29 protein-coding genes and 1 pseudogene are annotated in these 24,988 nt (G+C 51.0%); 17 read left to right on the top strand and 13 right to left on the bottom strand.

Annotation, left to right across the window (positions count from 1 at the left end; all coding sequences use genetic code 11):
* Window positions 1–149: 149 nt before the first annotated feature.
* The 3 genes from ACMYUL_RS00730 to ACMYUL_RS00720 all read left to right on the top strand — a co-directional run bounded on the left by ACMYUL_RS00730 (window position 150) and on the right by ACMYUL_RS00720 (window position 1,236).
* Window positions 150–425: a type B 50S ribosomal protein L31 gene (locus ACMYUL_RS00730; protein WP_415771560.1), complete on the top strand. Its 276-nt coding sequence runs from the start codon at window positions 150–152 to the stop codon at window positions 423–425.
* Complete coding sequence (gene ykgO / locus ACMYUL_RS00725; RefSeq protein ID WP_003685279.1) at window positions 425–550, top strand: type B 50S ribosomal protein L36; 126 nt, start codon at window positions 425–427, stop codon at window positions 548–550. The genes ACMYUL_RS00730 and ykgO overlap by 1 nt, the downstream gene beginning before the upstream one ends.
* Window positions 551–825: 275 nt before the next feature.
* The gene (locus ACMYUL_RS00720) at window positions 826–1,236 is read left to right on the top strand and encodes an MliC family protein (RefSeq protein ID WP_003761628.1); all 411 of its coding nucleotides are present in this window, start codon (window positions 826–828) and stop codon (window positions 1,234–1,236) included.
* A gap of 247 nt (window positions 1,237–1,483) precedes the next feature.
* Here the strand turns inward: ACMYUL_RS00720 and ACMYUL_RS00715 are convergent, their stop codons facing one another.
* From ACMYUL_RS00715 to ACMYUL_RS00685, 7 genes are all read right to left on the bottom strand, one after another.
* Window positions 1,484–2,752, bottom strand: coding sequence for a DUF945 family protein (locus ACMYUL_RS00715; RefSeq protein ID WP_342031510.1), 1,269 nt, complete (start codon window positions 2,750–2,752; stop codon window positions 1,484–1,486).
* Between the two features lie 352 nt (window positions 2,753–3,104).
* Window positions 3,105–3,299 (bottom strand): YbdD/YjiX family protein, encoded by a 195-nt coding sequence (locus ACMYUL_RS00710; protein ID WP_003744600.1) that lies wholly within the window; start codon window positions 3,297–3,299, stop codon window positions 3,105–3,107.
* On the bottom strand, window positions 3,289–5,370 hold the full coding sequence (locus ACMYUL_RS00705; RefSeq protein ID WP_342031511.1) for a carbon starvation CstA family protein: 2,082 nt from the start codon (window positions 5,368–5,370) through the stop codon (window positions 3,289–3,291). The genes ACMYUL_RS00710 and ACMYUL_RS00705 overlap by 11 nt, the downstream gene beginning before the upstream one ends.
* A gap of 538 nt (window positions 5,371–5,908) precedes the next feature.
* Window positions 5,909–6,259 (bottom strand): hypothetical protein, encoded by a 351-nt coding sequence (locus ACMYUL_RS00700; protein ID WP_107812854.1) that lies wholly within the window; start codon window positions 6,257–6,259, stop codon window positions 5,909–5,911.
* A 29-nt stretch (window positions 6,260–6,288) separates the two neighbouring features.
* The gene (gene nusB, locus ACMYUL_RS00695; RefSeq protein WP_003744263.1) at window positions 6,289–6,720 is read right to left on the bottom strand and encodes a transcription antitermination factor NusB; all 432 of its coding nucleotides are present in this window, start codon (window positions 6,718–6,720) and stop codon (window positions 6,289–6,291) included.
* A gap of 145 nt (window positions 6,721–6,865) precedes the next feature.
* Window positions 6,866–7,345 carry a 6,7-dimethyl-8-ribityllumazine synthase gene (gene ribH, locus ACMYUL_RS00690; RefSeq protein ID WP_009311397.1) on the bottom strand — a complete coding sequence of 160 codons (480 nt, stop codon included), beginning with the start codon at window positions 7,343–7,345 and terminating at the stop codon, window positions 6,866–6,868.
* 76 nt (window positions 7,346–7,421) lie between these two features.
* Window positions 7,422–7,745, bottom strand: coding sequence for a DUF2185 domain-containing protein (locus ACMYUL_RS00685; RefSeq protein ID WP_009311396.1), 324 nt, complete (start codon window positions 7,743–7,745; stop codon window positions 7,422–7,424).
* Window positions 7,746–8,017: 272 nt separating this feature from the next.
* Here ACMYUL_RS00685 and rnc point away from each other — a divergent pair, with 272 nt between their 5' ends.
* Together rnc and era are read left to right on the top strand one after the other, a co-directional pair.
* On the top strand, window positions 8,018–8,737 hold the full coding sequence (rnc, locus tag ACMYUL_RS00680) for a ribonuclease III (protein ID WP_009311395.1): 720 nt from the start codon (window positions 8,018–8,020) through the stop codon (window positions 8,735–8,737).
* A gap of 67 nt (window positions 8,738–8,804) precedes the next feature.
* Window positions 8,805–9,731 (top strand): GTPase Era, encoded by a 927-nt coding sequence (gene era / locus ACMYUL_RS00675; RefSeq protein ID WP_415771555.1) that lies wholly within the window; start codon window positions 8,805–8,807, stop codon window positions 9,729–9,731.
* Window positions 9,732–9,742: 11 nt separating this feature from the next.
* Here era and ACMYUL_RS00670 read toward each other — a convergent pair.
* From ACMYUL_RS00670 to ACMYUL_RS00660, 3 genes and pseudogenes are all read right to left on the bottom strand, one after another.
* A pseudogene (locus tag ACMYUL_RS00670) lies at window positions 9,743–9,850 on the bottom strand (IS5/IS1182 family transposase); the annotation flags it as partial.
* Between the two features lie 74 nt (window positions 9,851–9,924).
* A complete protein-coding gene (locus ACMYUL_RS00665) occupies window positions 9,925–11,280 on the bottom strand; it encodes a PFL family protein (RefSeq protein ID WP_415771553.1) in 1,356 nt (451 codons plus the stop codon).
* A gap of 14 nt (window positions 11,281–11,294) precedes the next feature.
* Complete coding sequence (locus ACMYUL_RS00660; RefSeq protein WP_415771551.1) at window positions 11,295–11,567, bottom strand: ACT domain-containing protein; 273 nt, start codon at window positions 11,565–11,567, stop codon at window positions 11,295–11,297.
* A gap of 292 nt (window positions 11,568–11,859) precedes the next feature.
* On the opposite strand from ACMYUL_RS00660, the gene grxD reads away from it, so the two are divergent.
* Entirely contained in the window at window positions 11,860–12,171 is a 312-nt protein-coding gene (gene grxD / locus ACMYUL_RS00655) for a Grx4 family monothiol glutaredoxin (RefSeq protein ID WP_415771549.1), read from the top strand.
* An 84-nt stretch (window positions 12,172–12,255) separates the two neighbouring features.
* Here the strand turns inward: grxD and recA are convergent, their stop codons facing one another.
* Together recA and ACMYUL_RS00645 are read right to left on the bottom strand one after the other, a co-directional pair.
* Window positions 12,256–13,302, bottom strand: coding sequence for a recombinase RecA (gene recA, locus ACMYUL_RS00650; RefSeq protein WP_049225386.1), 1,047 nt, complete (start codon window positions 13,300–13,302; stop codon window positions 12,256–12,258).
* Window positions 13,303–13,563: 261 nt separating this feature from the next.
* Window positions 13,564–13,914 carry a RidA family protein gene (locus tag ACMYUL_RS00645; RefSeq protein ID WP_342031313.1) on the bottom strand — a complete coding sequence of 117 codons (351 nt, stop codon included), beginning with the start codon at window positions 13,912–13,914 and terminating at the stop codon, window positions 13,564–13,566.
* Between the two features lie 229 nt (window positions 13,915–14,143).
* Between ACMYUL_RS00645 and ybaK the strand changes: the two genes are divergently transcribed.
* The 4 genes from ybaK (at window position 14,144) to aspA (ending at window position 18,174) form a co-directional block, all read left to right on the top strand.
* Window positions 14,144–14,626, top strand: a complete 483-nt coding sequence (ybaK, locus tag ACMYUL_RS00640; protein WP_415771546.1) for a Cys-tRNA(Pro) deacylase — start codon at window positions 14,144–14,146, stop codon at window positions 14,624–14,626.
* A gap of 174 nt (window positions 14,627–14,800) precedes the next feature.
* Window positions 14,801–15,412 carry a DUF4870 family protein gene (locus ACMYUL_RS00635; RefSeq protein WP_342031315.1) on the top strand — a complete coding sequence of 204 codons (612 nt, stop codon included), beginning with the start codon at window positions 14,801–14,803 and terminating at the stop codon, window positions 15,410–15,412.
* A 160-nt stretch (window positions 15,413–15,572) separates the two neighbouring features.
* Complete coding sequence (locus tag ACMYUL_RS00630; RefSeq protein WP_415771544.1) at window positions 15,573–16,448, top strand: EamA/RhaT family transporter; 876 nt, start codon at window positions 15,573–15,575, stop codon at window positions 16,446–16,448.
* Window positions 16,449–16,776: 328 nt separating this feature from the next.
* Window positions 16,777–18,174, top strand: coding sequence for an aspartate ammonia-lyase (aspA, locus tag ACMYUL_RS00625; protein ID WP_415771542.1), 1,398 nt, complete (start codon window positions 16,777–16,779; stop codon window positions 18,172–18,174).
* 90 nt (window positions 18,175–18,264) lie between these two features.
* On the opposite strand, the gene ACMYUL_RS00620 is transcribed toward aspA, so the two are convergent.
* Entirely contained in the window at window positions 18,265–18,924 is a 660-nt protein-coding gene (locus ACMYUL_RS00620; RefSeq protein ID WP_415771540.1) for a cytochrome b/b6 domain-containing protein, read from the bottom strand.
* 134 nt (window positions 18,925–19,058) lie between these two features.
* Between ACMYUL_RS00620 and ACMYUL_RS00615 the strand changes: the two genes are divergently transcribed.
* The 7 genes from ACMYUL_RS00615 to ACMYUL_RS00585 all read left to right on the top strand — a co-directional run bounded on the left by ACMYUL_RS00615 (window position 19,059) and on the right by ACMYUL_RS00585 (window position 24,985).
* Entirely contained in the window at window positions 19,059–19,958 is a 900-nt protein-coding gene (locus ACMYUL_RS00615; RefSeq protein ID WP_415771538.1) for an NAD(P)H-hydrate dehydratase, read from the top strand.
* A gap of 144 nt (window positions 19,959–20,102) precedes the next feature.
* Window positions 20,103–20,855, top strand: a complete 753-nt coding sequence (locus tag ACMYUL_RS00610; RefSeq protein WP_415771536.1) for an alpha/beta fold hydrolase — start codon at window positions 20,103–20,105, stop codon at window positions 20,853–20,855.
* A 157-nt stretch (window positions 20,856–21,012) separates the two neighbouring features.
* Complete coding sequence (locus ACMYUL_RS00605) at window positions 21,013–21,291, top strand: hypothetical protein (protein ID WP_415771534.1); 279 nt, start codon at window positions 21,013–21,015, stop codon at window positions 21,289–21,291.
* A 48-nt stretch (window positions 21,292–21,339) separates the two neighbouring features.
* Window positions 21,340–22,491 carry an elongation factor P maturation arginine rhamnosyltransferase EarP gene (earP, locus tag ACMYUL_RS00600; RefSeq protein WP_415771532.1) on the top strand — a complete coding sequence of 384 codons (1,152 nt, stop codon included), beginning with the start codon at window positions 21,340–21,342 and terminating at the stop codon, window positions 22,489–22,491.
* 40 nt (window positions 22,492–22,531) lie between these two features.
* Window positions 22,532–23,092: an elongation factor P gene (efp, locus tag ACMYUL_RS00595; RefSeq protein ID WP_002219406.1), complete on the top strand. Its 561-nt coding sequence runs from the start codon at window positions 22,532–22,534 to the stop codon at window positions 23,090–23,092.
* Between the two features lie 362 nt (window positions 23,093–23,454).
* A complete protein-coding gene (locus tag ACMYUL_RS00590) occupies window positions 23,455–24,279 on the top strand; it encodes an amino acid ABC transporter substrate-binding protein (protein ID WP_342031322.1) in 825 nt (274 codons plus the stop codon).
* Window positions 24,269–24,985 carry an amino acid ABC transporter permease gene (locus tag ACMYUL_RS00585; protein ID WP_342031323.1) on the top strand — a complete coding sequence of 239 codons (717 nt, stop codon included), beginning with the start codon at window positions 24,269–24,271 and terminating at the stop codon, window positions 24,983–24,985. Before ACMYUL_RS00590 ends, ACMYUL_RS00585 begins: the two co-directional genes overlap by 11 nt.
* Window positions 24,986–24,988 lie beyond the last annotated feature (3 nt).

Raw genomic sequence — 24,988 nt, 5'->3', positions numbered from 1 at the left:
ATGTGCCTTTGGATTTTGGGGGAAGCCTGTATTGTAGCAATGTGAAGGTCGTCTGAATATGGTTTGATTTTTCAGACGACCTTTTTTCGGGGTTGTGTTTTAAGGATTGTGATGTATAATGTTATACCATAACATCTATCGGAGGAATGATGAAAGCGAATATCCACCCTGAAAATTACCGTACTGTGCTTTTTTACGACAGTGGTGCCAATGAAGGCTGGCTGATCCGTTCTTGTGCGGATACACATGGCAAAACGATGGTTTGGACCGACGGCAAAGAGTATCCTTTATTCTCATTGGATACCTCTTCTGCCTCGCATCCCGTCTATACGGGCAAACAGCGTAATGTGAATACCGAAGGTCGAGCCAGCAAGTTCAACCAAAGATTCCAATCTATGATTACTTCTTTTAGAAAGGATAAATGATGCAGGTTTTGTCTTCATTGAAAACGGCGAAGAAGCGCCATCGTGACTGTCAAATCGTTCGACGCAAGGGTAAAGTTTACGTCATCTGTAAAAGCAATCCCCGTTTCAAAGCCCGTCAGCGGTAATGTTTTCATATTTTGTAATGCTCTCAATGGATTGCCGCTCGCGATGATTTTCGTGAGCGGTCTTTTTTTGTTTTCAGACGACCTGCGGGCAGAGGGGGCGGCGTGAAACCATGGCTGAAAGAAGTTTTGATGTTTGCGAAAAGAATACGGAGTTTTGGAAAAGGCTACATTTGGAGCTCGCAGGTAAATTAGAGTAAGCTTCCTTGCTAGACTATAAGGATGTTTATAACATGGAACGACTGTTATGCAGTTCCACATTTTTCAGGAGTATTAATATGAAACTTAAAGCTGTATTGGCCGTAGCGGCTGTTTTGTCCTTGGGTGCTTGTGCTGCCCCTGATTATGATGATAATGATGCTCCTCGCCACGAGCACCGTCATGACCATGGAGATCGCAACTATGATGATCGTGGTCAGTCTAGCGACCGCCGTTCGCCCCAATCTTTTGAGTGTGAAAACGGTTTGTCTGTGACTGTACGCAATCTGGACACCAACCGCGTCGAGTTGAGCCTGGATGACAAACGCGCTGTCTTGTCTTCTGCGGTTTCCGGTTCCGGCGAGCGTTATGTTTCCAACCGCGGCTTGTTCGGTAAAGGTGCGGAATGGCATCAAAAAGGCAGCCAAGCCTTCTTCAGCTTCGTTGATCCTTATGGCAACAAAGTAGACACTTCTTGCAATCAGCGTTAATGACTGCGTGAATTGTTAGGGGATGGCGGGTTTGCGATGCCTATCTCCGTGAAACCAAAAAGGTCGTCTGAAAATTTCAGACGACCTTTTGCTATGGGTAAATGCGAAACCTGTCGGTATAGTGGATTAACTTTAAATCAGGACAAGGCGACGAAGCCGCAGACAGTACAGATAGTACGGCAAGGCGAGGCAACGCCGACTGGTTTAAAGTTAATCCACTATATTTTCCAACAGGTTTGCCGGCGGATTATTGGCTACGTTTGATAATCAGCTTGTCTTCGGTGACTTCGGCATTGAGCGCGGTTGCCATTTCTTTGACGACGTTGTCCAAATCGCTTTCTTTGATATTGGGGTCGTATTGAGAAGCCAGTTTGAGCACTTCTCTGATGAAGTTTTTATCGACCTCCGCGTTGACGTTGTATTTCAGCTTACTGAGGAGGTCTTGTTGAAGCTGCTCGTCGTTTTTATATTCGATAGGCGGAATGGAGGCGTCTGCATCGGCTTTAACCGCGCTGTTGTTCAAGTAGATTTGATTGCCTTTTGAGTCGAATTTGATGCCGGTTTTTAAAAAGGTTTTTACGGCTTCCATCAGTTCTTTTTGTGTGTCGGGACTGTTCATATCGACGCACTCTTTACCTTGACGGTCGAAGAATTTATTGATGCGGTCGATACCTTCGCCATTGATATCGCGGAGGTTCAAGTTGTAATGGATGCGGTCGAATTTGATGTTGTTGATGCGGAAGTTTTCGACTTCACTTTGTCCTTCCATAGCGTATTTGTTGTCTTTTGCAGACTGTTTGCTTTCTGCTTTGATTTTGTCGACAGCGAAATCAAAGGTTTGGTTGCCCATTTTGAATGCGGCGGAGTCTAGGGTGAAGAGGGATGTGCCGTTGCGCCATGCAGTGGTGTCGCCTTTTTCCATATCAGCCTGATATTTAAAGTTTTTCAAACTAAATTGGTATCCCGGGCTATCAGGTTTGTCAGGATGTGAGGCAGTCATGCCGGGCCATTCGAAATTGAAATTATCGAGATGGTACTGATGGTCGGATTTGTGGCCTTTGACAGTCAAAGTCGCCGCTTCCCATTTGATTTCATCAGTATCGATGGTTCGTGAACCTGAAGGTACGGTTAGTTTGCTGTCTAATTCGCCGCCCCAAGAAAGCGCGGTATTGCCGTCCAACTGGAATATTTCTTTATTGTCTTCTCCAATCAAATAGACTTTGCTTTGGATGGTGTAACCGTTCAAACCACGGGTGATGATGTCTTCGCCGCGAATTGAGAATTTTGTATCCTGATGGCATAAGTCGGGCGTGATGTCGCCTCTCCATGAAACTTTGCCCGAAGTGAGTCCCATGTCGAATTTATCCAAAGTAATTTTCATGCGCTTGTCGGCATCGGGATTGTTTTGGAGGTAGTATTCTTGTTTCAATTTGTTGTCGGCATAAATGCCTCCGCCAACGGTTGCTCCTCCCAATGCGGCGATGCCGACTAATGTCGCAATGATGCTTTTTTTCATGTCTTGTCCTTAAGCAGGTGGTAAAAATGTAATGGATGGATTGGAATGGGGTCGATTCAAATCGGCTGGCGGCAGATAGGGCCGTTTTCCTGTTGGACTCAAACTGCGACGCTGCCGGGTTACGCCTTGGCGGAAATTGGATCAACTGACGGTATAGTGGATTAACTTTAAACCAGTACGGCGTTGCCTCGCCTTGCCGTACTATCTGTACTGTCTGCGGCTTCGTCGCCTTGTCCTGATTTAAATTTAATCCACTATATTTGCCTATGCCGATTTTAAAAATGCCAATATTGTAATATAAAAAGGTCGTCTGAAAACTTTCAGACGACCTTTTTTTCAACCGTTCAAGCGATTAGCAACATCTTCCGCCGTTCGCACCGCAGCGGCGTTTGCGACAGTAGTCTTGAAATTGCAGCTCGGTCATGACAGGGGCGTTGGGATTATGTTTGCGTTGTTGTGCAACGTAGTTTTCATAATCGGGTACGCCTGCCATGAGGTTGGCGGTAAGTTTGGCGGTTTTCCACCAAGCGGCGAGTTTACGCTTCACTTTGTGCCTCCGGTTGTTTGCCGTCGCGGTACACCGCCGGAATTTCTTTGGCGGTTGACCAGCCGACTTTGCGTGCTTTCATAGCGGTACGCAGGCCGTAGATGGCAACGACGACGACGACGGAGAGGAACAATGCGGTCAGACCGGCATTGATCTGGTCGTTGAAGATGATTTGCGACATTTCGCCGATGTCTTTAGCGGGAGCGAGGACTTCGTTTTTAGCCAATGCTTCGCTGTATTTGCCGGCATGGGCAAGGAAGCTGACGCGCGGGTCGCTGTGGAACAGTTTTTGCAGACCGGCGTAGCAGGTTACAAACAGTACGCCGACGGCAGGAACGAGTGCCACCCAGACATAACGGTCACGTTTCATCTTAATCAGCACAACGGCACACATAATCAAGGCTACGCCTGCCAGCATTTGGTTGGCGATGCCGAACAAAGGCCAGAGCGAGTTGATGCCGCCCAGCGGGTCGGTTACGCCGGTGTAGAGGAAGTAGCCCCACAATGCCACGGCGAAGAAGGTCGCAATCAGGTTGGCAGGGATGGAGTCGGTGTTGCCGAAAGGTTTGTAGAAAATACTGCCCAAGTCTTGAATCATGAAACGTGCGACGCGAGTACCGGCATCGACGGCGGTCAGGATGAACAAGGCTTCAAACAACAGGGCAAAGTGATACCAGAATGCCATCATGGCTTCGCCCGGAATCAGGCGGCTCATGATGTGTGCCATACCGACTGCGAGGGTTGGCGCACCGCCCGCACGGGAAAGGATGGTGTTTTCGCCCACTTCCTTAGCGGTGTGCAACAGGGTTGCGGCATCGACAGGGAATTGCAGCTTGGTGGTAATCACTTCGGCGGCGGTATTGGCATCTGTACCGATCAGGGCGGCGGGGCTGTTCATGGCGAAGTACACGCCGGGATCAAGCGATGCAGCAGCGGCAAGCGCCATAATGGCCACGAAACTTTCCATCAACATACCGCCGTAACCGATCATGCGGACGTGGGTTTCGTTTTCCAGCATTTTCGGCGTAGTACCGGAAGAAATCAGCGCGTGGAAGCCTGAAACCGCACCACAAGCGATGGTAATGAAGAGGAATGGGAACAATGCGCCTGAGAATACCGGGCCGGAACCGTCGATGAAGTGGGTCACGGCAGGCATTTGCAGCGCAGGGCTGACGATGAGGATGCCGATGGCGAGTGCGACAATCGTACCGATTTTCAGGAAGGTAGAGAGATAGTCGCGCGGAGTCAGCAGCAGCCATACCGGCAATACTGATGCCACGAAACCGTAAATCATAATCGCCCAAGTGAGCTGGATGCCGTCAAGGTCAAACCAATGACCGATGGAGCTGTGTGCCACATTGTCGCCGTAAATCACCGCCAGCATCAGCAGGATAAAGCCGACGATGGAAATCTCGCCGATTTTGCCCGGACGGATATAGCGGGTGTAAATGCCCATAAACAGCGCAATCGGCATGGTGGCGGCAATCGTAAACGTACCCCAAGGGCTGTGAACCAGTGCTTTCACCACAATCAGCGCCAACACCGCCATGATGATGACCATAATCATCAAAATACCGATGGACGCGATCACGCCGGGTACAGTGCCGAGTTCTTGTTTTACGATATCGCCCAAAGACTTACCGTCGCGGCGCATGGAGACGAACAAGACCATCATGTCTTGTACCGCGCCGGCAAACACTACGCCGAAGATAATCCACAGCGTACCCGGCAGATAACCCATTTGCGCAGCCAGTACGGGACCGACCAACGGACCTGCACCCGCAATCGCGGCAAAGTGGTGTCCGAACAATACGCCTTTGTGTGTCGGCACATAGTCCAAACCGTCATTGTGCCGCTCGGCGGGCGTAAGGCGGTTCGGATCAAGCTGCATCACATATTTGGCGATGTAGAGACTGTAAAAACGGTAAGCGATGCAGTACACCGATACGGCGGCGGTGACCATCCATACCGCACTGACCTGCTCGCCCCGACTGAGAGCCAGAGTGGTAAAGGACGCTACGCCGACCAAAACCACAATGCCCCAAATGAGGAACGTTTTGAGCGATTTCATTGTTTAATCCTTAAAATACAAGAGTGAGAATATTCGGGTTCTTATTGTTGCGGGGGGACAAACTGCATCCCGAAGCATTTATGGAAGAAAAAAATGAAGCGATGATGGTACGGGAACCCTGGCTTGAAATAATTAATAAACAAGGGAACTAAAGTCCTAGAATGTTAACTATTATCAAGCCTAGCGTAAGGTTAACACAATCCGATAACGTGCGGGCTAGATTTAACTCAAACAATCGTCATTCATTACGATATTACCGCTTATTTTTTGACAGATTCTTTACACAATATCCTGACAGAGAGAAAGGTCGTCTGAAAACCGAATTTTGGGTTTTCAGACGACCTTTTGTAGGGAAAGCGAAAGCTTCAGGAGTTATAGTGGATTAACTTTAAACCAGTACGGCGTTGCCTCGCCTTAGCTCAAAGAGAACGATTCTCTAAGGTGCTGAAGCACCAAGTGAATCGGTTCCGTACTATCTGTACTTCTGCGGCTTCGCCGCCTTGTCCTGATTTAAAGTTAATCCACTATATTTGCCGGCTTACTGTCGGTTGCGTTGTTTTTCGTTGGCATGTTGCTTAAGGGTGGCGCACATGCCGGCAGTGTTGCTGCCTTTCATCAGCATGGCAGGTTCTCCGTTGATGGCGTAGCCTTCGCTGCCGTTGTCGGTAATGACTGTTTTGTTGTCATCCAGTTGCAGACTGTCCGGCGTTTTCTGCCAGCTGCCGTTTTTGACTTCGTTGTTTAAAGCCATGCAATATTTGCCATTGTTCAGTATGCCGATCATCTGCGAATCCATGGTCATGTAAACGCCGGGAGGCGGGGTTTTCGCAAAGACCTGTGTCGACAGCATCAGCGCGGCGGTGGTCAGAAGTCGGAGTGCGATTTTCATTAAAAACCTTTTATGCTCAATCAATTAAATTATACGTTTCCGCGTTTCGGGTCGTTCGGGCGCAGTTGGGCGGCGAGTTTGTCGAGGATGCCGTTGACGAATTTGTGTCCGTCGGTGCCGCCGAAGGTTTTGGTCACTTCGATGGCTTCGTTGATGATGACGGGGTAGGGGGTCTCGGGCATCGCGCTTAATTCGTGGCATGCCATCAACAGGACGGCGCGTTCGATGGGGCTGAGGTCTTTTTCGTCGCGGTCGAGCAGGGGGCGGATTTGTTGGATGTATTCGGCTGCATGGGTGTGTGTGCCGAAGAAGAGTTTGTTGAACAGCTCTTCGTCCGCTTTGGCGAAGTCGGGCTGGTCTTGGATGTTTTTAGCGATTTCGGGGGCGGCGGTGTTGTTGATGCCGGCTTGGTAGAGGGCTTGTACGGCTAACTCGCGGGCGCGGCGGCGTGGGGTTTTCATGGGGATTCCTTCGTTGGCGGCACGGTGGGTGCGGTAATGAATGTTTCAGACGACCTCTTTCGGATGACGGGTCGTCTGAAAACGGTTTGTCCGGCGGATGGAGCGAAACCGAGATGCTGTAAAGCGGCGGGTTTCGCGTTCGGATTTATTCTTCTTCGTCGTCAAACTGCTCTTCAATCAGATGGTTGACGAGGTTGGCGCACTCGACGGCGACTTTGGCAGCGTCGGCGGCTTTTTCTTCAATACGCGCGACGGCTTGCTCGTCGTTTTCGGTGGTCAGGATGGCGTTGGCGATGGGGATGTTGTAGTCGAGTCCGACACGGGTTACGCCTGAACCGGATTCGTTGGAAACGAGTTCGAAATGGTAGGTTTCGCCGCGGATGACGACGCCGATGGCAATCAGTGCGTCGTATTGCTCGGAGGCTGCCATGTTTTGCAGGATGAGCGGTACTTCGAGCGCGCCGGGTACGGTGGCGATGGTGATGTTGTTGTCGGCTACACCCAATTCTTGCAGGGTGCGGCAGCAGACTTTGAGCATTTCGCTGCCGATTTCGTTGGTAAAGCGGGCTTGTACGATGCCGATGCGTAGGTGTGCGCCGTCGAGGTTCGGGGCGATGATGTTCATGGTGTTTCCTTGTATTTTGAGCGGTAAACGGGTTTTCAGACGACGTTTGGCTTTTCTGAAAACGATATTGGTGGATTTATTCTTGTGGCTGCCAGTCGGCAACGGCTTGAAACTCGCCGTCTTTGCCTATTTCCCATGCACTGCCTTCGGGTTGGGTTATGAGCGCGGCGATGGCGGGATTGGACTGGGTGATTTCGGAAAGGCTGACGACGCTGAAATTGTCAGGATCGTCGGTGTATTCGTCGGTCTCGTCGCCGCTGAAGAAACGCCAGCCGCTGTCGTTTTCGAAAACGGGGGCTTCGCGGTAGAGGAAGCCGACGGGTTCGCCTTGTTTGGCTACCGTGTTGGTGACGATGCAGCGGTCGAGTGCGGCTGAGAGGGCTTGGGCAAATTTGTTCATTGTGGTGTGTTGCGTGCCGTAAAAATTGTGCGGATTTTATCATGATTAGGGCTGGCTCTGCACCGTGTATCTTTATATTTGCCGCTTATGGTTTGATGGTACAATGCTGGTCGTCTGAAACGGGCTGAACTGTATTTCAGACGACTATTGCAGCCTTAAAGTGTTTCCGTATTTGCATGAAGTGCCGAAACGCATTCGGGTTGGTTTGGGAGACCGATTTTTTGCCGCCTCCCGCCCGATACGCCGAAGCAAGAAGAAAGACAAACGTCCTCATGAAAACAGATGTGTTAAAACAGCAGGCGCATACCGCCATTCAGAATAAACTGGGTTACCATTTCAAAGATACCGCGCTCTTGCAGCAGGCGTTGACCCACCGCAGCTACCATGCGAAAAACAACGAGCGTTTCGAGTTCGTCGGCGATTCGATTTTGAACTACACCGTCGCCAAAATGTTGTTTGACGCGTTCCCCAAGCTGACCGAAGGCGAGTTGTCGCGTTTGCGCGCGAGCTTGGTCAATGAAGGCGTATTGGCGGAAATTGCGTTGGAAATGAATGTCGGCGACGGGCTTTATTTGGGCGCGGGCGAATTGAAAAGCGGCGGATTCAGACGACCCTCCATCCTTGCCGATGCTATGGAAGCAATGTTTGCCGCTGTCAGCTTTGACGCGGATTTTGCCGAGGCGGAGAAAGTGGTGCGGCACTTGTTTGCCGAACGCGTCAAACGCGCTGATTTCAAAACGCAGGGTAAAGACAACAAAACCGCTCTGCAAGAAGCCCTCCAAGCCCGCCGCCTTGCGCTGCCCAAATACCGAATTGAAGAACAAATCGGTCATGCCAATGATAGTATGTTCTTGATTTCATGCGATTTAGGCGAACTGGGCTTTATCTGCAAAGCACAAGGCAGCAGCCGCAAAGTTGCCGAGCAGCAAGCCGCCAAAGAAGCGCTGCAATGGCTCGAGCAACACCATCCTTTGAAAAAAGCAAAAAAATAGCCGATTTATTTTTCAGACGACCTATGGATACAAAAAAGTCGTCTGAAACGTCAAACAGAAAGTCATCATGGACATCGAAACCTTCCTGCAAAACGAATCCAACCACCCCGCCGACTACCGCTGCGGCTTCGTCGCCATCGTCGGACGCCCCAACGTCGGCAAATCCACGCTGATGAATCACCTCATCGGGCAAAAAATCAGCATTACCAGTAAAAAAGCCCAAACCACGCGCAACCGCGTTACCGGCATTTACACCAACGACACCGCCCAATTCGTTTTCGTCGATACCCCCGGCTTCCAAACCAAACACCGCAACGCCCTGAACGACCGCCTCAATCAAAACGTCACCGAAGCGTTGAGCGGCGTCGATGCTGTCGTTTTCGTCGTCGAAGCCATGCGCTTTACCGATGCCGACCGCATCGTGATGAAACAACTGCCGACAAACACGCCCGTCATCCTCGTCATCAACAAAATCGACAAAAACAAAGCGGGCAGCAGCGGTTTGCAGGAGTTTATCGACCAAATCAGCGCAGAATTCAAATTTGCAGGGCATGAAACCGTCAGCGCCAAACACGGATTGGGCATCGCCAACCTGCTCACTCGCCTCAGACCTTACCTGCCCCAAAGCGTGCCGATGTATCCGGAAGAAATGGTGACCGACCGTTCCAGCCGTTTCCTCGCCACCGAAATCGTGCGCGAAAAACTGTTCCGCTACCTCGGTGAAGAGCTGCCCTACGCCATGAATGTGGAAATCGAACAATTCGAAGAAGAGGAAAACGGCCTCTACCGAATTTACATCGCCGTATTGGTCGATAAAGACAGCCAAAAAGCCATCTTAATCGGCAAAGGTGGGGAAAAACTGAAAAAAATCTCCACCGAAGCCCGCCTCGATATGGAAAAACTGTTTGATACCAAAGTGTTTTTAAAAGTTTGGGTCAAAGTCAAATCAGGCTGGGCGGACGATGTGCGCTTCCTGAGGGAATTGGGTTTGTAGGTCGTCTGAAAATATAGTGGATTAAATTTAAACCAGTACGGCGTTGCCTCGCCTTGCCGTACTATTTGTACTGTCTGCGGCTTCGTCGCCTTGTTCTGATTTAAATTTAATCCACTATACAGTCAGATAAACAAAAGGTCGTCTGAAAACGAGCATGGCAAGTTTTCAGACGACCTTTTTCATGGTCAAGCCATCAGTTTTTCATCGATTGAACTGGCGCGGGAATCCTGCCGCCTCGGTTGACGAACACTTCGCACGAACCTTCTTTAACCGGCATCACAGGCGCGTAGCCCAACAGGCCGCCGAACTCGACGCTGTCGCCGACGGTTTTGCCCGTTACCGGAATGATGCGTACGGCGGTGGTTTTACTGTTGATCATGCCGATGGCGGCTTCGTCGGCGATGATGCCGGAAATCGTGTGCGCGGGCGTGTCGCCGGGAACGGCAATCATGTCCAGCCCGACCGAACAGACGGCGGTCATCGCTTCGAGTTTGTCCAGCGTCAGCACGCCTGCTTCGGCGGCGGCAATCATGCCTTCGTCTTCGGAAACGGGGATAAACGCGCCGCTCAAACCCCCGACCGCGCTGGAAGCCATCATGCCGCCTTTTTTCACGGCATCGTTCAGTAATGCCAAAGCAGCCGTCGTGCCGTGCGTACCGCAGACGCTCAAGCCCATTTCTTCAAGGATGCGTGCTACCGAGTCGCCAACGGCAGGGGTCGGTGCCAGCGACAAATCGAGAATGCCGAACGGAATGCCCAGCATTTTCGAGGCTTCGCGACCGATGAGCTCGCCCACGCGGGTGATTTTGAAGGCGGTTTTCTTCACGACTTCGGCGACTTCGGTCAGGCTGACCGCGTCCGAATTTTCCAGCGCGGCTTTGACCACGCCCGGCCCAGATACGCCGACATTGATAACGGCGTCCGCTTCGCCCGCACCGTGAAACGCGCCCGCCATAAACGGATTGTCTTCCACCGCGTTGCAAAACACGACGATTTTGGCGCAGCCGAAACCTTCGGGCGTGATTTCAGCTGTGCGTTTGATGGTTTCGCCCGCCAGTCTGACCGCATCCATGTTAATCCCGGCGCGCGTGCTGCCGATATTGATGGAGCTGCACACGATGTCGGTAGTCTTCATCGCCTCAGGAATGGAGCGGATTAACACCTCGTCTGAAGGCGACATGCCTTTTTGTACCAGCGCGGAAAAGCCGCCGATAAAAGATACGCCGATGGCTTTGGCTGCCTTATCCAAAGTCTGCGCCACGCTGACGTAAGAATTGGCTTTGGTCGCTGCCGCGATTTGGGCAATCGGCGTGACGGAAATACGCTGATTCACAATCGGCACGCCGTATTTGGCGGAAAGGTGTTTTGCCGTAGCGACCAAATCTTTGCCGACAGTGGTAATTTTGTTGTAAATGTTTTGGTTCAACATATCAATGTCGGTGCTGATACAGTCGTGCAAATCAATGCCTATGGTAATGGTGCGGACGTCGAAATGCTGGTCGGCAACCATTTTGATGGTTTCTAAAATTTCGCCGGATTGGATACTCATCACATTCCTCCGACTCAAATGCGATGCATGGCTTGGAAGATTTCTTCGTTTTGCATGCGGATGTCGAGCGCGAGTTTTTTGCCCTCTTCCGCAAACAAATCCAGCATTTCCTGCCGCGATTTCGGGCATTTCGAGGTATCCACCAAGATAATCATGGTGAAGAAATCGTCCATCAGCTGCTGGCTGATATTGAGGATGTTGATTTGGTTTTCCGCCAAAATTCTGGAAACGTCGTACACGATGCCGACGCGGTCTTTGCCGATGACGGTGATGACTGAATTATTCATAAGTCAGGGTCCTTGTAGGGGTCGTCTGAAAAATCTGGTTCGGGAAATTATAGCACCGCTTTAAAATAAGATGGCTTGGATTGTTGACAATTTTCAGGTTTTGTCGGTTGGGGCGGCTGCGTATTGAATAGGATGGGCTGAGGATGATCGGCAGGTTTGCGATTGAGGGATTTTGGGTAAACCGATATTAATTTGTTCAAATATCCATGCAAACAGGCGTACCCAAACACGTCAATTTGCGTATAATGGCGCAAATTCCGATTAACCGATTCATGTAAATAAGGATTAAACCATGATATCTATCCACGACCAAATCAAAGAAGTTGTTACCACCCACCGCGTTGTTTTGTTTATGAAGGGTACGAAGCAGTTTCCGCAATGCGGCTTCTCTTCACGCGCCGTACAAATCCTCAGCGCCGCAGGCTGCACTGATTACGTTACCGTGAATGTTTTGGAAAACGATGCCGTCCGCCAAGGTATCAAAGAATACAGCGATTGGCCGACCATCCCGCAACTCTACGTGAACGGCGAGTTTGTCGGCGGTTCCGATATTTTGATGGAAATGTACGAAGCAGGTGAGCTGCAAGAATTGCTGAAAGCTTGATTTGCCCGATGCGGAATCATGAAGAGGTCGTCTGAAATATTTCAGACGACCTCTTTTTCATTTTAACCAAGATTCAAGAGGGGTTTATTCCTCAGGACGTTCGCCATCGGTGTCGTCCAGTTTGCCTTCGGTAATATCAACGTTGATGCCTACGGCAGCGCGGATTTTGGCATCGATTTCGTTGGCGATTTCGGGGTTTTCTTTCAACCATACGCGGACGTTGTCTTTGCCTTGTCCGATTTTGGCGCCGTTGTAGCTGTACCATGCGCCTGATTTTTCAACGATGTCGTATTTGACACCGAGGTCGATCAGTTCGCCTTCCCAGCTTACGCCTTCGCCGTACAGGATATCGAATTCGGCTTGGCGGAACGGGGGGGCGACTTTGTTTTTGATGACTTTGACTTTGGTTTCGTTGCCGATCACGTCGTCGCCTTTTTTGATTTGTCCGGTGCGGCGGATGTCGAGGCGGACGGAGGCGTAGAATTTGAGGGCGTTACCGCCGGTGGTGGTTTCGGGGCTGCCGAACATCACGCCGATTTTCATACGGATTTGGTTGATGAAGACGACCAGTGTGTTGGTGCGTTTGATGTGGCCGGTCAGTTTGCGCAGGGCTTGGCTCATCAGGCGGGCTTGCAGGCCGACGTGACTGTCGCCCATTTCGCCTTCGATTTCGGCTTTGGGAACGAGGGCGGCTACGGAGTCGACAACGACCATGTCCACGCCGCCGGAACGTACCAGCGTGTCGCAGATTTCCAAAGCCTGTTCTCCGGTGTCGGGTTGGGAGAGGTAGAGTTCTTCTACTTTAACGCCGAGTTTGCGGGCGTAAACGGGGTCGAAGGCGTGTTCGGCGTCGATAAAGGCGCAGATACCGCCGTTTTTTTGGCATTGGGCGATGGCTTCGAGACAGAGCGTGGTTTTACCGGAGGATTCGGGGCCGAAGATTTCGACGACGCGGCCGCGCGGCAGACCGCCGACGCCGAGCGCCAAGTCCACACCGAGCGATCCGGTGGAGATGACGTCAAGGTTTTCTTCTTGCTGGCTGCCGTCCATTTTCATGATGGAACCTTTGCCGAAGTTTTTTTCAATTTGGGCAAGGGCGGCAGCTAGGGCTTTGCTTTTTTCGTCTGACATAGTGTTGTTCTCGGTTGATGTTAAGGAAGTTAGCTAAGAATTTGTTTAGCTATTATCTCATAAATTAAGAAAAAGTATAGTTTATTTCGCTTTTATTTTGGAATATAGGCGGGTTTGCTGGATATTTTTCAGATAACTATCTGTTTCTAATAAAATTAAATATTTCTAGTTTTTGATAGTATCAGTATTGCGGATTCTTTGGTTACAGAGGTCGTCTGAAAAATCGACTGCGGTTTTCAGACGACCCCTTGCTCAATCCAATCACTTGCACACGGCGGATACTTTGATTTCGACCGCCCATTCCGGTTTGGCGAGTTTGGCTTCGATACAGGCGCGGGCTGGGGCACGGCCGGGGGCTGTCCAAGCATCCCATGCTTCGTTCATGGCGGCGTAGTCGTTCATATCGGTCAGGAAGATGGTGGCTTCGAGGATGTGTGCTTTGTTGGAGTCGCATTCTTCAAGCCAGCGGTCGATTTGTGCCAAAACGTTTTCGGTTTGGGCTTTGGCATCGGCTTCGGGATTTTCGGGAACCATGCCTGAGAGGAAGACGAATCCTCCCGCGCAGACGGCTTCGGAGTAGCGTTCGGTCGTACCGAGGTATCGGATATTCATTTGATATTCCTTGAAGTTGGGGCGCATGGGGTATTTTGTTCCGTCGTCGGATTTCGGTTTTCCGATTGGGTCGGAATAAGATGACGGGTATTGTGCAGGGGCTTATGGTAACATTCAGCTTGATTGTCTGCCACAGCAGGCGGGCTGTTTTTGAAAAGATGCGGAAACTATTTTTACGCGTCATTGTCATATTGAGTTTAGGTCGTCTGAATAATATTGGAACTGCATCATGAGCAAAAATACCGATTATCCGGTTACTTCTGCCGTCCGTTTCCTGCGTACACATAAAATTGATTTTGAGCCTTATATTTATGTTTATGAGGAACACGGCGGGACAGGGCAGTTTGCACAGTTGTTCGGCGTGGACGAGCATCAGGTGGTCAAAACCATCGTGCTGCAAAACGAAGCGAAGAAAGGGCTGGTTGTCGTGATGCACGGCGACAAGCAGATTTCCACTCGCAATCTGGCGCGCGATTTGGGCATGAAACACATCGAGCCTGCCGATCCGAAACAGGCAAACAAATGGACAGGCTATCTGGTGGGCGGGACGACGCCTTTCGGTATGAAAACCCAGTTGCCTGTGTATGTTGAAAAAAGTATTTGGGATTTGGAGAAAGTTTATATCAACGGCGGCAAACGCGGATTTATCATCGGTATCAGTCCGCAGGCTTTGCGGGCTTTGAATCCGCAGGATGTACAGGTCGCCGTCTAAAGGGATGCAAAACGGTTTTAAGTCGGGAAACGCAGATTCGGGCAGATTTGAAGGTTTTATAAAAAGAACACAATGCCTGATTTTATATCTGTTTTCATTCTGTCAAACAGCCTGTTGGCGTGATTTCACGGTATCGGGCTTTGGCAAACACAAACCAAAGAGGCACACCCTAATATGGAAAACCGTAATTTTTATGAAATTCTCGGCATTTCGGCGGATGCGGACATTGCAGAAATCAGAAAAGCCTATCGCGATTCGGCAATGAAATACCATCCCGATCGTAATCCCGGAAATCCGGACGCGGAAGAGCGTTTTAAGGAAATCCGTCAGGCTTACGATACGCTGGTCGATCCCGAACGTCGGGCATGGTACGACGAGTCGCTCCGTGAATTCAGCGGTAGAAGCGGGCAGACCGCCAGCCAGCAGACCGGTAGCGAGCATACGGCGGAAGCGCCGCGCCAAGACGGCGACCGGACTTATGTGATGGCGATGTATGCCTTGTTTGCCTTGGCATTTGCGACCTTGGTGATGCCTGTTGCCGGCATCGTTTTGGCGTATGTAAAACGTGGCGATATGGGAGACTCGGTTTATAATAACCACGCAGACTATCTGATTAAAACCTTCTGGGGCGGTCTGGCGGGGTTTGTTTTGAGTAAAATCACCGCGTTTATCGGCATCGACTCTGTATTGCTGTTTTTGGTATCGGTTTGGTTTGCTTACCGTCTGGCGGCAGGTTTCGTCAGACTGACGGACAACAAGCGTATGTCTTTGGATACTTGGTTCTAAGCGCAACCGCCCGCCTTGTTTTCAGACGACCTTCGCATCCCGGGGTCGTCTGAAATTTTTGTATGGGTCGTTTGCGGGAAACTAAATATCAAAACAGGACACCAAGAAAGTCGTCTGAAAATTTGTCCACGCATCCGACACATTCAATCAAAGGAAAAACATGATTTATTTATTGGCAAGCATACTGTGCAGCGTGTCTGTGTCGGTATTGCTCAAATTGGCGCGTAAGAACAAAATCGACGTCGCGCAGGCGGTGGCGGTGAACTACATCGTCGCAGTGGCGTTGACGGCTTGGGTGTTGAAACCCGATTTGAGCAACCCGAAAGCCTTTTTGCCGACTTGGTGGCTGTTCGGCGCGCTGGGCGTGTTACTGCCTTCGGTGTTTGTGATTATGGGCAAGGCGGTTGATGCGGCAGGTATCGTCAAGTCTGATGCAGCGCAACGTTTGTCTTTGATTTTGCCGATTATTTCCGCGTTCGTCATTTTTGGCGAAGCGTTGACCGAAGGGCGGCTGATAGGTATCGCTTTGGCGTTTGTGGCTTTGTTCTGCCTGTTGTGGAAAGCAGACGGCGGCAAGAAATCAGGCGGATTGGGCATGCAAATCATGTTGCTCGCAGGCGTTTGGGCGGGCTACGGCATCATCGACATCCTCTTCAAACAGCTCGCCAAAAGCGGCGCGGCGTTTTCCGGCAATCTTTTGGTCGCCTTCAGTCTCGCCGGTATTTTGATGTTCGGCTACCTTTTCTCCCAATCGACCAAATGGACGAAAGAAGGCGTAATCGGAGGCATTATCTTGGGCGGCTTGAACTTCGCCAACATCGTTACCTACATTACCGCCCACCAAATGATGAAAGACAACCCGACGCTGGTCTTCGCAGGCATGAACATCGGCGTCATCGTCTTGGGAACGCTGGTTGGCGCAATGGCGTTTAAAGAGAAAATCAGCAGCATCAACGCCGCAGGCATCAGTGTCGCCGTCTGCGCCATCGCCTGTTTGTTTTACTGGCCGCAGATACGGGGACTGGTCGGGATGTAAGTATGTAAAAGGTCGTCTGAAAAAGGTTTCAGACGACCTTTTGTCTTGCAGAATGTTTTTTCTATAGTGGATTAACAAAAATCAGGACAAGGCGACGAAGCCACAGACAGTACAGATAGTACGGAACCGATTCACTTGGTGCTTCAGCACCTTAGAGAATCGTCCTCTTTGAGCTAAGGCGAGGCAACGCCGTACTGGTTTAAAGTTAATCCACTATACTTTGATAACAACGGCGCGTTTGCAGCTAGACAACCCATGCAAAACGGTCTAATGTTCCGCCTGCATATGCACATTACTTTATAAACAAACGAATGAGAAGGTAAGAGAAATGACTGTCCGTATCGAACACGATTTGCTGGGCGACCGTGAAATCCCCGCCGAAGCGTATTGGGGCATCCATACTTTGCGCGCGGTGGAAAACTTTAAAATTTCCAATCAAAAAATTTCCGACGTGCCGCAGTTTGTCCGCAGCATGGTGATGGTGAAAAAAGCGACCGCGCAGGCAAACGGCGAACTGGGTGCAGTGAAGCCCGAAATCGCCGCCGCCATCGAAAAGGCTTGCGACGAAGTGTTGCTCAACGGCCGCTGCCTCGACCAATTCCCGTCTGACGTGTATCAGGGCGGCGCGGGGACTTCGGTCAACATGAACACCAACGAAGTCATCGCCAACCTTGCTTTGGAAATATTGGGCTACGAGAAAGGCCGCTACGACATCGTCAATCCGATGGATCATGTGAACGCCAGCCAGTCTACCAACGACGCGTATCCGACCGGCTTCAGACTGGCGGTGTATTACAGCGTCGGTGAACTGCTGGAAAAACTAGCGTTGCTGAAAGACGCGTTTGCCGCCAAAGCCGATGAATTTAAAGATGTTTTGAAAATGGGGCGTACTCAGCTTCAAGATGCCGTGCCGATGACGGCGGGGCAGGAGTTTCAGTCTTTCCAAGTGTTGCTGGAAGAAGAGATTTTGAATCTGGACCGCACGCGCGCCTTGTTGTTGGAAGTCAACTTGGGCGCAACCGCCATTGGCACGGGCGTGAACACACCGAAGGGCTACGCGGCTTTGGCGGTGAAAAAATTGTCCGAAGTCAGTGGCTTGGATTGCAAACTGACTGAAAACCTGATTGAAGCGACTTCCGACTGCGGCGCGTATGTGATGGTACACGGCGCATTGAAGCGCACGGCGGTGAAATTATCGAAAATCTGTAACGACTTGCGCCTCTTGTCGTCCGGCCCGCGCGCCGGTTTGAAAGAAATCAACCTGCCGGAAATGCAGGCAGGCTCGTCGATTATGCCCGCCAAAGTCAACCCTGTGATTCCCGAAGTGGTCAACCAAGTCTGCTTCAAAGTCATCGGCAACGACACCACCATCACCTTCGCCGCCGAAGCGGGGCAGTTGCAATTAAACGTGATGGAGCCGGTCATTGCGCAATGCATGTTTGAAACTATCTCCCTCTTGGGCAACGCTGCGGTAAACCTCGCTGAAAAATGCGTCAAAGGCATTACCGTCAACCGCGAAATCTGCGAACGCTATGTGTTCAACTCCATCGGCCTGGTCACTTACCTGAACCCGTATATCGGCCATGGCAACGGCGATTTGGTCGGCAAAATCTGCGCCCAAACCGGCAAAGGCGTGCGCGAAGTCGTGCTCGAACGCGGCCTCTTGAGCGAAGCGGAACTCGACCGCATCCTATCGCCCGAAAATCTGATGAACCCGCATTTGTAAGATAGGGCATAAAGAAAAGGTCGTCTGAAAACGGAATTGCCGTTTCAGACGACCTTTTGTATCGGCATGATGAAAACCTGCCGACTCTTTCTATTTCAACATCAAAATCGCAGCCACCGCCGCTGCCGCGACCGCCAATGCGGAAATCAGTTTGGCAGAGGAAGCAAATTTCAAGGCAACGGTCTGCCCTTCGATATGTTTGTAGCCGCTGATCATCGGGTGGATCAAATCTTTTTTCTTCAAAAACTTATACGCCAAAACCGTGATGACGTGCAGACCTGCCAAAGCCGCCAGTAGGTTGAAGAAATTGACATGGATTTTGCGCATCAGACTACCCGTGTCCGAGCTGACCAAATGGTTTAGATAGCCGCTGTCGGTAAACGTGTTTTCATCGGCGGCAAACAAGCCCGTCGTTACTTGCAGCAAGACTGCCGCAATCAGCGCGATGACCATCAGCGCGCCCAAAGGGTTGTGTCCGGGCTGTTCGTTTTCCGTCAGACTGCCTTGCAGGTAGCGGCGGATGGACGACGGACCGCGCACGAATTGCGAAAACAGTGCCGTATCGCTGCCCCACAAGCCCCAACACAGGCGGAAGATAATCAGCCCTGCCACCAGAAGCCCGCAGCGCAAGTGCCAAACCAGCATCCCGCCGCCAGCCTGTGCGCTGTACCACATAAATCCGACCGATAAGACCAAGAGCCAGTGAAACAGGCGCGTCGGCAAATCCCAGACTTTGATTTTTTGTTTCATTTAATATTCCTTGTTGTGCGGTTGTAGTGTTCCTATACGGGGCGGTAGAATCGTGAAAACAACAGTCGATAAAAGAGGGCATTTCATCCTCTTTTCGCCACGCAACCGCTATTTTACCAAACTCAGGCAGATTGATGATGAACCCGTCCTATACGCTCCCCGATACGCCCGATTTTTTTCAGACGACCTCGCAGTTCCCAGACGTATTCACCCCGCGCCAAGCGGAGTCGCACAAAGGAACATACGGCACGCTCGCCATCGTCGGCGGCGCATCGGGCATGAGCGGAGCGGTTGTCCTCGCTTCCACCGCCGCGATTTATCAAGGCAGCGGCAAAGTGTGGGCAGGCTTTAATCAAACCGCCTTGCCCTTCGCCGTTATCCCCGAACGCCCCGAAATCATGCTGGCAACCGCTGAAGACTTGCTGAAACGCAAGGACATCAGCGCATGGGCGGTCGGTTGCGGCATGGGTTTGGACGAAACCGCCAACCAAATCTTAAATAACGTGTTGACACAAAATCAGGACGTGCCGCTGCTGCTTGATGCCGACGCACTGACCCTGCTGGCAAGGTCGAATTCAGAAACACGAGAAGCCGCTCAAAAACGCAGCAATCTGGTTCTGACCCCGCACCCCGCCGAAGCTGCCCGCATGCTCGGCACATTCACCCAAGCCGTCCAACAAGACAGAATGTCCGCCGTCCAAACCATCAGCGCAACATTCCAAGCCGTAACCGTCCTAAAAGGACACCACACGCTAGTCGCTGCGCCCGACGGCACGGTCTATACCAACCCAAGCGGCAACGCCGGACTTGCCATCGCAGGCAGCGGCGACGTGTTAAGCGGCATCATCGGCAGCCTGCTCGCACAAGGCATTCCGCCGTTCCAAGCCGCTTGTGCCGGCGTATGGCTGCACGGCGCAGCAGCGGATGTCATCAAACACTCGACAGGTGTAGAAGCCGGTATGCTGGCAGGCGAAATCGCACCTGCCGCCAGATGGTTGAGGAATCGGCTGATGGCGGATAAAACAAAAGTTTAAAGGAAGAGGTCGTCTGAAAACGGAGATACAGCTCCTAAGCCGTTTTCAGACGACCCTTTGCAAATGTTCAATATCTGTGTTGGAATCCAAAAGCTTTTTGATGTTTCCTATGCAGATACTCCGGATAGATTGAAAAGGTAAACCATGCAGTCCAAATTTTTTAACCATCAAGGTGCAAGCCTGCACTACCAAATTGGCGGTAAGGAAGCCGCTCCCGTCATGGTCTTGCTTCACGGCGGTTTTGGCTCGATTAGCGATTTTGAACCGCTGCTGCCGCGCCTGTTGCAACACTACCGCGTGATTGCCGTCGATACGCGCGGACACGGACGCTCTACGCTCGGCACCGCCGCATTGACCTATGCCCAAGCCGCCGATGACGTGCGCCAAATCCTGCGCAGTGAAAGTGTGGAAAATTACAGTCTGTTCGGTTTCAGCGACGGAGGAATTACTGCTTACCGTCTTGGTGCGGAAGATGAAAATGTTGAGAAAATCATCACGGTAGGCGCAGAGTGGCATCAAAAACACTTGAATCGTGTACGGTCGATGTTTGAAGCGCTGAACCTTAATATTGTAGAAGAAAAACTGTCGGAACAGCTTGCCGCTTATCAGGCAGCCAATCCCGAACCCGATGCCGAAAAATGGATTGCGGCATTGAAAGCCATGTGGCTGGACGAAAGCGCAAGCGGTTATCCCAACGAAAGCGTCCGTGAAATCACAGCTAATGTCTTGGCAATACGCGGAGAAGCCGATTTTATGCTTGCCTTCGATGATTGGGTAGAACTGAAAACCGAATTGCCTGATGTGCATCTGATGAATGTGCCGTTTGCCGTTCATGAAGCGATTAAAGAGCAGCCCGAAATCGTTTGGGCGGCAGTACAGGCATTTCAGGCATTGTAAAAGGCGGTATTGAATAAAAAGGTCGTCTGAAAACGGGTTTAGGTTTGCTGAAACAGGATTTCAGACGACCTATCCATCCGTTTGAAATCCTCCCTCGTCCCGATTAAACTGCCGACTTGCTCTTTTCCCATCATCCTTATTTTATCCATCACACACCATGTCCAAACCGCTTATCATTCGCTGGCTTATCGTCTGCCTGATACCTTTAATCACGCTTGCTATTTTCGTCGTCAATCCGCCCGAAGACGAGACGCAGCACTTAATCAACGGCATTATCCTTGCCTGCGAAGCGACGTTTCTGTTCAAATTCGTCCTTTTCGACACCATCAAGCATCATCTTAAGCAAGAGTTTGATTTGAAACGTCAAACCATGCTGCTGTTTATTCCGATCGTTTTGCTGATTGTGTATTTGTTCCACTATTTCGGCGCGTTTTAGTTTTGAAAAGGTCGTCTGAAACCGATTTCAGACGACCTCGAGTCTTTTATGAATACACATGCTTTTCCTGTTTGTTGGATTTTTTGCAACGTTATCGACAATTTCGGCGATATCGGTGTTTCCATGCGGCTTGCCCGTGTTTTGCACCGTGAACTCGGTTGGCAGGTGCATTTGTGGACGGACGATGTATCCGCCTTGCGTGCGCTTTGTCCCGATTTGCCCGACGTTCCCTGCGTTCATCAGGATATTTATGTCCGCACTTGGTATTCTGAAGCGGCGGACATCGATGCTGCGCCCGTTCCCTATGTCGTCATCGAAACTTTTGCCTGCGACCTGCCCGAAAATGTGTTGCACATCATCCGCCGACACAAGCCGCTTTGGCTGAATTGGGAATATTTGAGCGCGGAAGAAAGCAACGAAAGGCTGCACCTGATGCCTTCGCCGCAGGAGGGCGTTCAAAAATATTTTTGGTTTATGGGTTTCAGCGAAAAAAGCGGCGGGTTGATACGCGAACGCGATTACCGTGATGCCGTCCGTTTTGATACCGAAGCCCTGCGTCAGTGGCTGATGCTTCCCGAAAAAAACGCGCCCGAATGGCTGCTTTTCGGCTATCGGAGCGATGTTTGGGCGAAGTGGCTGGACATGTGGCAACAGGCAGGCAGCGCGTTGACCCTGCTGCTGGCGGGGGCGCAAATCATCGACAGCCTCAAACAAAGCGGCGTTATTCCGCAAGATGCCCTGCAAAACGACGGCGATGTTTTTCAGACGACCTCGGTCCGCCTTGTCAAAATCCCTTTCGTTCCGCAACAGGACTTCGACAAACTGTTACACCTCGCCGACTGCGCTGTGATACGCGGCGAAGACAGTTTCGTGCGCGCCCAGCTTGCGGGCAAACCCTTCTTTTGGCACATCTATCCGCAAGATGAAAATGTCCATCTCGACAAGCTCCACGCCTTTTGGGATAAGGCACACGGCTTCTACACGCCCGAAACCGCCTCGGCACACCGCTGCCTTTCAAACGACCTCAACGGTGGAGAGGCATTATCCGCAATACAACGCCTCAAATGTTGGCAAATCCTGCAACAACACCAAAACGACTGGCGGCAAGGCGCGGAGGAATGGAGCTGTCATCTTTTTGAGCAACCTTCCGCCCTTGAAAAACTCGCCGCCTTTATTTCAAAGCTTAAAAAAATACGCTAAAATAGCGCGTTTATTTACAACCGATTTGATTGGACAATACATGAAAACAGCACAAGAACTGCGCGCCGGCAACGTATTCATGGTCGGCAACGATCCTATGGTCGTTCAAAAAACCGAATACATCAAAGGCGGCCGCTCTTCCGCCAAAGTCAGCATGAAACTGAAAAACCTGCTGACCGGTGCCGCTTCCGAAACCATTTACAAAGCCGACGACAAATTCGACGTCGTTATCCTGTCCCGCAAAAACTGTACTTACAGCTACTTTGCCGATCCTATGTACGTCTTCATGGACGAAGAATTCAACCAATACGAAATCGAAGCCGACAACATCGGCGACGCGTTGAAATTCATCGTTGACGGTATGGAAGACCAATGCGAAGTAACTTTCTACGAAGGTAACCCTATTTCTGTCGAGCTGCCCACCATCATCGTACGCGAAGTCGAATACACCGAGCCTGCCGTTAAAGGCGACACTTCCGGCAAAGTGATGAAAACCGCGCGTCTGGTCGGCGGCACTGAAATCCAAGTGATGTCTTACATCGAAAACGGCGACAAAGTCGAAATCGATACCCGTACCGGCGAATTCCGCAAACGCGCTTAAGCATCAGCTGCGATTAAAGATAAAAGGTCGTCTGAAAATTTTCAGACGACCTTTTTCCATCTCTGCGTGTTAAGTCAAGACGCGAATTTTAAAATAAGATGAGACAACACTCCCTTTGAATCTGAACGCAGCATCATCGTTGCGAATACCAAGCCGCCGTGTAATACGAATGATGCAGAGGATCGTCTGAAAACGGAAAAGGGGCCTCAAGGCTGTTTTCAGACGACCTTTACTTGATGGATGGGGGTTTTACGGCTTCCTTTATCCGTTTCGGAATAAGCAATATAAAAAAGTATTCTTTGTGTTTGCCGTAATTTCACTTAGAATGCTGCCCTTGCACACTTTTTCTTCAGGAGAAGATTATGTTGAAAAAATTCGTACTCGGCGGTATGACCGCATTGGTTTTGGCGGCCTGCGGCGGAGAGGGCGGTAGCGCGTCTTCTTCTGCTCCCGCTCAATCTGCCGGCGCTTCCGGTTCTTTAATCGAGCGCATCAACAATAAAGGGACGATTACCGTCGGTACCGAAGGCACTTACGCGCCGTTTACCTACCACGACAAAGACGGCAAGCTGACCGGTTACGATGTGGAAGTTACTCGCGCAGTTGCGGACAAACTGGGCGTGAAAGTCGAATTTAAAGAAACGCAATGGGATTCGATGATGGCGGGTTTGAAGGCGGGACGTTTCGACGTGGTGGCAAACCAAGTCGGTTTGACCAGTCCCGAACGCCAAGCGACATTCGACAAATCCGAACCTTACAGCTGGAGCGGTGCGGTTTTGGTTGCGCGCAACGACAGCAACATCAAATCTATTGATGACATAAAAGGCGTCAAAACAGCGCAATCCCTGACCAGCAACTACGGCGAAAAAGCCAAAGCTGCGGGTGCGGAGCTTGTGGCAGTGGACGGTTTGGCGCAATCGCTGACCCTGATTGAACAAAAACGCGCCGATGCGACTCTGAACGATGAATTGGCGGTTTTGGACTATCTGAAGAAAAACCCGAATGCGGGCGTGAAAATCGTTTGGTCTGCGCCTGCTGATGAAAAAGTCGGTTCCGGCTTGATTGTCAATAAAGGCAATGACGAAGTCGTGGCGAAATTCAGCACGGCAATCAACGAGCTGAAAGCCGACGGCACGCTGAAAAAACTGGGCGAACAATTCTTCGGAAAAGACATCAGTGTTAAATAATTTTCTTGCTTCGCTGCCGTTTATGACGGAAACACGCGCCGATATGATTGTCAGCGCGTTTTTGCCTATGGTAAAAGCCGGTTTTATGGTCTCGCTGCCGCTGGCAGTGGCGTCGTTCCTGATCGGGATGGTGATTGCCATTGCCGTGGCTTTGGTGCGGATTATGCCTTCGGGCGGCATCGTGCGGAAAATCCTGCTGAAGCTGGTGGAAACTTATATTTCCATCATCAGGGGGACGCCGCTGTTGGTGCAGCTTGTGATTGTGTTTTACGGGCTGCCGTCCGTCGGTATTTTCATCGATCCGATTCCCGCCGCCATCATCGGCTTCTCGCTCAATGTCGGCGCATATGCTTCCGAAACCATCCGTGCGGCGATTTTGTCCGTGCCGAAAGGGCAGTGGGAGGCGGGTTTCTCCATCGGCATGACCTATATGCAGACTTTTCGCCGCATCGTCGCGCCGCAGGCATTCCGAGTTGCCGTGCCGCCTTTGAGCAACGAGTTTATCGGCTTGTTCAAAAACACCTCGCTCGCAGCAGTGGTGACGGTAACGGAATTGTTCCGCGTCGCGCAGGAAACGGCAAACCGTACCTACGACTTCCTACCCGTCTATATCGAAGCCGCTTTGGTTTATTGGTGTTTCTGCAAGGTTCTGTTCCTGATTCAGGTGCGCCTGGAAAAACGCTTCGACCGCTATGTCGCCAAATAAGGG

This window comes from Neisseria sp. CP9 (assembly GCF_047758525.1).
Taxonomy (GTDB): Bacteria; Pseudomonadota; Gammaproteobacteria; order Burkholderiales; family Neisseriaceae; genus Neisseria.
The sequence above is the reverse complement of the archived record's forward strand: the minus strand, read 5'-3'. Positions and strand labels throughout refer to the sequence as shown.

What these genes read in the sequence shown, in the direction of transcription:
- era (WP_415771555.1), top strand. Translation starts at nt 8,805, where the DNA reads ATGGACATCGAAACCTTCCTGCAAAACGAATCCAACCACCCCGCCGAC.
- ACMYUL_RS00660 (WP_415771551.1), bottom strand. Translation starts at nt 11,567, where the DNA reads ATGAATAATTCAGTCATCACCGTCATCGGCAAAGACCGCGTCGGCATC.
- efp (WP_002219406.1), top strand. Translation starts at nt 22,532, where the DNA reads ATGAAAACAGCACAAGAACTGCGCGCCGGCAACGTATTCATGGTCGGC.
- ybaK (WP_415771546.1), top strand. Translation starts at nt 14,144, where the DNA reads ATGAGCAAAAATACCGATTATCCGGTTACTTCTGCCGTCCGTTTCCTG.
- earP (WP_415771532.1), top strand. Translation starts at nt 21,340, where the DNA reads ATGAATACACATGCTTTTCCTGTTTGTTGGATTTTTTGCAACGTTATC.
- ACMYUL_RS00685 (WP_009311396.1), bottom strand. Translation starts at nt 7,745, where the DNA reads ATGAACAAATTTGCCCAAGCCCTCTCAGCCGCACTCGACCGCTGCATC.
- rnc (WP_009311395.1), top strand. Translation starts at nt 8,018, where the DNA reads ATGAAAACAGATGTGTTAAAACAGCAGGCGCATACCGCCATTCAGAAT.
- ACMYUL_RS00715 (WP_342031510.1), bottom strand. Translation starts at nt 2,752, where the DNA reads ATGAAAAAAAGCATCATTGCGACATTAGTCGGCATCGCCGCATTGGGA.
- ykgO (WP_003685279.1), top strand. Translation starts at nt 425, where the DNA reads ATGCAGGTTTTGTCTTCATTGAAAACGGCGAAGAAGCGCCATCGTGAC.
- aspA (WP_415771542.1), top strand. Translation starts at nt 16,777, where the DNA reads ATGACTGTCCGTATCGAACACGATTTGCTGGGCGACCGTGAAATCCCC.
- ACMYUL_RS00665 (WP_415771553.1), bottom strand. Translation starts at nt 11,280, where the DNA reads ATGAGTATCCAATCCGGCGAAATTTTAGAAACCATCAAAATGGTTGCC.
- ribH (WP_009311397.1), bottom strand. Translation starts at nt 7,345, where the DNA reads ATGAACATCATCGCCCCGAACCTCGACGGCGCACACCTACGCATCGGC.
- ACMYUL_RS00620 (WP_415771540.1), bottom strand. Translation starts at nt 18,924, where the DNA reads ATGAAACAAAAAATCAAAGTCTGGGATTTGCCGACGCGCCTGTTTCAC.
- recA (WP_049225386.1), bottom strand. Translation starts at nt 13,302, where the DNA reads ATGTCAGACGAAAAAAGCAAAGCCCTAGCTGCCGCCCTTGCCCAAATT.
- ACMYUL_RS00630 (WP_415771544.1), top strand. Translation starts at nt 15,573, where the DNA reads ATGATTTATTTATTGGCAAGCATACTGTGCAGCGTGTCTGTGTCGGTA.
- ACMYUL_RS00730 (WP_415771560.1), top strand. Translation starts at nt 150, where the DNA reads ATGAAAGCGAATATCCACCCTGAAAATTACCGTACTGTGCTTTTTTAC.
- ACMYUL_RS00605 (WP_415771534.1), top strand. Translation starts at nt 21,013, where the DNA reads ATGTCCAAACCGCTTATCATTCGCTGGCTTATCGTCTGCCTGATACCT.
- ACMYUL_RS00720 (WP_003761628.1), top strand. Translation starts at nt 826, where the DNA reads ATGAAACTTAAAGCTGTATTGGCCGTAGCGGCTGTTTTGTCCTTGGGT.
- ACMYUL_RS00610 (WP_415771536.1), top strand. Translation starts at nt 20,103, where the DNA reads ATGCAGTCCAAATTTTTTAACCATCAAGGTGCAAGCCTGCACTACCAA.
- grxD (WP_415771549.1), top strand. Translation starts at nt 11,860, where the DNA reads ATGATATCTATCCACGACCAAATCAAAGAAGTTGTTACCACCCACCGC.
- ACMYUL_RS00615 (WP_415771538.1), top strand. Translation starts at nt 19,059, where the DNA reads ATGATGAACCCGTCCTATACGCTCCCCGATACGCCCGATTTTTTTCAG.
- ACMYUL_RS00645 (WP_342031313.1), bottom strand. Translation starts at nt 13,914, where the DNA reads ATGAATATCCGATACCTCGGTACGACCGAACGCTACTCCGAAGCCGTC.
- ACMYUL_RS00635 (WP_342031315.1), top strand. Translation starts at nt 14,801, where the DNA reads ATGGAAAACCGTAATTTTTATGAAATTCTCGGCATTTCGGCGGATGCG.
- nusB (WP_003744263.1), bottom strand. Translation starts at nt 6,720, where the DNA reads ATGAAAACCCCACGCCGCCGCGCCCGCGAGTTAGCCGTACAAGCCCTC.
- ACMYUL_RS00700 (WP_107812854.1), bottom strand. Translation starts at nt 6,259, where the DNA reads ATGAAAATCGCACTCCGACTTCTGACCACCGCCGCGCTGATGCTGTCG.
- ACMYUL_RS00590 (WP_342031322.1), top strand. Translation starts at nt 23,455, where the DNA reads ATGTTGAAAAAATTCGTACTCGGCGGTATGACCGCATTGGTTTTGGCG.
- ACMYUL_RS00705 (WP_342031511.1), bottom strand. Translation starts at nt 5,370, where the DNA reads ATGAAATCGCTCAAAACGTTCCTCATTTGGGGCATTGTGGTTTTGGTC.